We start from the raw sequence: 1,894 nt of genomic DNA on the forward strand, positions 1-1,894 counted from the left end.
ACCCGCGCCGAGTGGGGCGCGCGCCCGTGCTGGCGCGGGGCGCCGGTGTGGCATGCACGCCACACGGGCGATCCGTTGGCGGCCTGCGTCGAGCTGCTGGGCCAGGCGCCGCGAGGGCGCGTCGCGTTTCTGGACCGGGCCACGCTGCTGTTGGGCTTCCCCCATGTGCACTACTTGATGCTGCCCTGGCAAACCGGCCTCTACTCCCGGCAAGACTGGCAAGGCTTTGCCCAGGCGCTGTTCAACCAGCAGATGGGCATCGAGCCTGAGCACTGGCAGATACAGATCACCGACAGCGACTTCGGGCAACCACGCCTGGCCTGCGCAACGTCCCGGCTGCTGCTGCAAGAACTGCGCGACCTGTTCAAGCTCAACCACTTGCCGCTGGTGAGCTGCACACCGTTGTTGACGGCGGTCGCCCGCCGGTACTGGCGGCAGTTGCACGCTGACTGTGTGCTGGCGGTGCCTGACGCAGACAGCCTCAGTTGCCTCTACCGGCGGCAGGGACTCATCGATCAGGTGTGTGTCATCCCCACCCAACCCGGCAGCGCCTTGAGCGATAACCTGTTCACCGTCGACCTGCTCTGCGAGCGCCACGCACTTGCCACACAGGTCGTCACCAATACCGCTTTGGAAAACCGCCTGGGGCCTGTGCACCCTTGGCTGGAGGCAGCGTCAACATGAACGCCCTGCGCGCGCCGCGTGCGCCGGACGTAGACTTCCAGCGCGCCGGCACAACCCACCGCCCGGTAATCGCCGCGCTATGGCTGGTGGCGGCCGTGCTGCTGTGGAGCACCTGGCAACACTGGCAACACATGGCGCAACGGCAACAGCAGACCGACGCACTGGAGCAGCACTTCATCCAGTTGACCCGCCGACAGGAGCAGTTGATCCAGGCCGCCAGCCACCTGTCGCCCCGGCAAAAACAACAGCTGGCGGCCTTCGCCCAACAAAAGGCCAGCCCCTTCGCGCTGATGGATGCCGTGGCGCTGGCCTGGTCCAGGGAAATCGCCCTGACCCGCGTGGAGGTCAACACCCAGGCCCAACAGATTCACCTGGACCTGGAAGCCAGGCAGCTGGGCGATGCGTTTCGCTTTGTCGAACGCCTCACGGCCCAACCCGGCGTGCGCGTGAACCTGCAGCACAGCGCGCTCAAGAGCAGCGACCCGCAGCACCCCGTGCAGGTCAAACTGACCGTTGGCGCAGGCTAGCCGCCCATGGACACACTCACTCGCCACCTGCCGCGCCTGCGTTGGCAATGGATGCAATGGCAACAACGCCTGGGCTTCTGGGGCGCATTGGCGTTGGCCGTGATGGCCGCGGCCCTGGTGGTCGAAGTGAGCGTGATTCATCCGGCGAACAGCGCGGACCGTGAGCGGCGCCAGACCCTGGAAACCGGTATCGCCGAACAACCCCAGGAGGTGCAGGTGACTGAACCGGCGGTGGTTGAACGCCTGCCGAACGCGGACGACTTTGCCCCACGCCTGGAACGGCTGCTGGGCCTGCTGACGCAACGCGGCTTCATCGTCGAACAGACCACCTTGGCCTACTCCGCGCCTGGCGACACCGGGCTGCAGCGTCTTGAGGTCGAGATCCCCCTCACCGGCCCCTACAGCCTGTTGCGCGAAGCACTGAACGCGGTCACGCAAGAGCCGGCGGTGCGCATCGAGAACCTCACGCTCGAACGCAAGGAAATCACCAGCGGCCTGTTGAACATCAACCTCAAGTTGAGCGTGCTGGGGGTGGAGGAATGAAACTCTCACGCTCTTTACGCGTGCTGTTGCTGCTGACGTTGCTCGGCTGCGGCTGGCTGTTCTGGCAGGACACCGTCGACAGCCCAGAGAGCGCCGCGCCGGCACCCATCGCCGTCGAACCCGCGCCTCCCGCGCCAACG

At 66.2% G+C, this 1,894-nt stretch carries 3 protein-coding genes; all 3 read left to right on the forward strand.

Features of this window, described 5'->3' with window-relative positions:
- On the forward strand, nt 1-684 hold a 684-nt coding region (locus JWR98_RS29135; protein WP_205491893.1), incomplete at its 5' end, for a hypothetical protein.
- A complete protein-coding gene (locus JWR98_RS29140) occupies nt 681-1,211 on the forward strand; it encodes a hypothetical protein (RefSeq protein WP_078734976.1) in 531 nt (176 codons plus the stop codon). The genes JWR98_RS29135 and JWR98_RS29140, both read left to right, overlap by 4 nt.
- Before the next feature lie 6 nt (nt 1,212-1,217).
- Nucleotides 1,218-1,754, forward strand: coding sequence for a hypothetical protein (locus JWR98_RS29145; RefSeq protein ID WP_078734977.1), 537 nt, complete (start codon nt 1,218-1,220; stop codon nt 1,752-1,754).
- Nucleotides 1,755-1,894 lie beyond the last annotated feature (140 nt).

Origin of the sequence: Pseudomonas lactucae (assembly GCF_016937615.1) — a bacterium.
Lineage (GTDB): Bacteria > Pseudomonadota > Gammaproteobacteria > Pseudomonadales > Pseudomonadaceae > Aquipseudomonas > Aquipseudomonas lactucae.

What these genes read in the sequence shown, in the direction of transcription:
- JWR98_RS29140 (WP_078734976.1), top strand. Translation starts at nt 681, where the DNA reads ATGAACGCCCTGCGCGCGCCGCGTGCGCCGGACGTAGACTTCCAGCGC.
- JWR98_RS29145 (WP_078734977.1), top strand. Translation starts at nt 1,218, where the DNA reads ATGGACACACTCACTCGCCACCTGCCGCGCCTGCGTTGGCAATGGATG.